The sequence below is a fragment of the Kitasatospora sp. NPDC059571 genome (genome assembly GCF_042735675.1).
In the GTDB taxonomy this organism is placed as follows: domain Bacteria; phylum Actinomycetota; class Actinomycetes; order Streptomycetales; family Streptomycetaceae; genus Kitasatospora.
In genome coordinates, this window is the sequence record NZ_JBHWBW010000722.1 from 1 (window position 1) to 2,495 (window position 2,495).

The following is a 2,495-nucleotide window of genomic DNA, read 5'->3' on the forward strand; positions in this document are numbered from 1 at the left end:
GTCTCCTCACCGCTCTGCATGTGCTTGTGCGCACGGTCACCGAGTTCCCCGATGATCCCGGCGACCACCGTCTCGACCACTGCGAGCGTCGGCACCAGACTGTCGTACGGCGAGGGCGCACCGACCTGGCTCGAGAGCACCACCTCGGCCTGCGTGCTCACCGGCGACAGCCACGTGTCGGTGAACAGGACGACGCGGCCGCCCTTCTCGCGGACCATCTCGGCCATGGTGACCTTGTCATCCTCATAGCGGCGGAAGTCGAACACCACGAGGATGTCACGGCGGCCGAGTGAGGCGAGGTGCGCCGTCCGTTCGACGGGCCGGTCCGGCAGGAGCCTGACCTCGTCGCGCATCTGCATGAGGTGCAGCCCGAGGTACTGGGCGAAGAGGTGGCTGAATCGTCCGCCGACGAGCGTGACGCGCCGTTTGGGATCAGCCAGGAGCTGCACGGCACGCTCCAGGTCGTGTGGGGTGACCTCCGCGAGCGTCCGGTCGACCGCCGCGGTGAACACCTCCCGACCGTGCGCGAGGAGTCCGGCAGGCCCGGTGGGAACGGCGCCGCCTTCCACGGCCGCGGCACCGTAGCCGCCGGCGGCGTAGAGGGTCAGCGGGGAGGCGTGGCGCTCGTCGAGTTCGGCTCGCAGAGCGGACTGGAAGTCGGGGAACCCGCGATAGCCAAGACGGTTCACGAAGCGCAGCACCGTGGGTGCGCTGACGTCGGCGCGCTCCGCCAGGGTGGCGATGGTCTCGAATCCCGAGGCCGGCCAGCCGGCCAGAAGGACGCGGCCGACCTTGCGCTCGGCGGGGCTGCACTCGCCGAGTCGTTGCCGGATGTCCTCGGCGAGCGTGGCGGGGGCCATGGCGGGGTCCTTCCCGGATAGCGTCGTGGCTCCGGCAGGCAGCCCGACGATGGACGGTCGGGAGCACGGCCTCGGCCCGGTGGATGGAACGAGCTGACCTCCGCAGCCTAGCGAAGGGCTGGGCTGCGGAGACCATCTCGAACTGGAACGGACAGCACCCCGAAGGGGCCTGGGTCAGTCGGCGGCGGGACCGATCCTGACCTCGAGGTTCGCGAAGGAGACCGTAGTGGCGCCGTCCGCCGTCCAGGCGCGTGTGTCGCCGCGCTTGGCGAATTCGACGGCGAACGTCGGCCGAGTCTCGTAGGTGGTGGCGACGGCCGTGCGCTGCGCGGTGGTGGAGGTCAGGGAGCGGGCCGTGCCGGAGAAGGAATAGGCGATGCCGTCCGGGTTGTCGAGCGAGTAGAAAGCGTCGTGGTTGGCCGGGACCGGCGTGCTGGCGGTGGGCGTGAACCGGTGCTTGCCGTCGGCGGGCTCCACCCGCCAAGCGCGGACGTCGTACCGGTCGCCGTCGGTCAGGTAGCCGTAGCGCACGCCGTCGATGTTCCAGCGGCCGTTGACCACGCTCGTACGTGCGTGACGCAGGTCGAAGACCGAAACGCCGTGGGTACCGAGGACGCGCAGTGCCTCGCGCGGGGTTCCGGCGTGCTCGACCTCGACTGCCGTGTTCTCGTCCATCGCGAAGACGCGGTCGTGTCCGGTGTCCGCGGCCAGTCGGATGGCCCGCCCCTCCCGGCCGTACGTGCCGGTGTGGGTGTCGAGCAGGCCGGGGCCGAAGAAGCCGAACCCGCCCTCGGGGATGTAGCCGAGCTTGGTCGCGTCGTCGAAGTAGCCCGGTGCGCTGCCGTCCCTGAGGGCCTGGTAGCTGTCGCCGCCGCTGACCATGTCCGGACCGGAGGCGATCTGCGCGCCGGCGCTGGAGCCCGCGACCACGGCGCCCTCCGCCAACTTGGCGCGGATGGCGGCGAGCACCTTGGAGTCGGTGTGAGCCGTGCCGTGCAGGAGGCTCGTGATGTACCGGTACTGGTCGCCCCCGCCGAAGAAGAAGCCGGTCATGGACTCGACCTGGGCGACGACGGCATCGGAGTCGGCCGCGTCGACGTGTTCGATGTCGATCGGGATCCACTGGGCGTCCGCGGCGCCGTGCTGCTTGAACAGGTCTGAGTAGTAGGCGCCGTTGCATGCCGAGTTCGAGCAGGTCTGCGGGTCGGCCGCGTTGGGGTCCTGGCTCGGGGGGACCGACGCCGCGGTCAGCACGCCGATGCGTGCGCGGCCTGCACCGCCCGCCTTGTCGACGATCTCGTTGTAGATCTCGTCGTTGTTGTCCTTCAGACCGCCGCCGACCAGGATCAGAGTGCCGCCGTCCCGACGATGGTGTCCCGGGGTGCGCTGATCGGCCCACGCGGTGGGGGCGGCGGTGGCGGTGACGGCCAGGGCAGCGGCCAGTGCGAGCGCCGCACGGTTGCTGCGTGCGGCGAGGGATCGGTTCATCCAAGGTCTCCAGTCGGAGTCGGGGAAAGCGGAACCGTGCATGCCGGGTGCGGGGGCCCCCCCCCCCCCCCCCCACACCGGAGGTGGGGGCGCAGCACCCCCAACAAACTAGACCGGGGTGCGGCCCGCGCGCCCGAGCACACCCCG

General features: G+C 70.9%; 2 protein-coding genes. Both read right to left on the reverse strand.

Annotation, left to right across the window (positions count from 1 at the left end; translation table 11 throughout):
- Positions 1-860: MurR/RpiR family transcriptional regulator (locus tag ACFV0G_RS38265; protein ID WP_380558154.1), on the reverse strand; the 860-nt coding region annotated here is incomplete at its 3' end.
- Positions 861-1,034: 174 nt separating this feature from the next.
- Positions 1,035-2,348: a cyanophycinase gene (locus ACFV0G_RS38270; protein ID WP_380558157.1), complete on the reverse strand. Its 1,314-nt coding sequence runs from the start codon at positions 2,346-2,348 to the stop codon at positions 1,035-1,037.
- Positions 2,349-2,495 lie beyond the last annotated feature (147 nt).

What these genes read in the sequence shown, in the direction of transcription:
- ACFV0G_RS38270 (WP_380558157.1), bottom strand. Translation starts at nt 2,348, where the DNA reads ATGAACCGATCCCTCGCCGCACGCAGCAACCGTGCGGCGCTCGCACTG.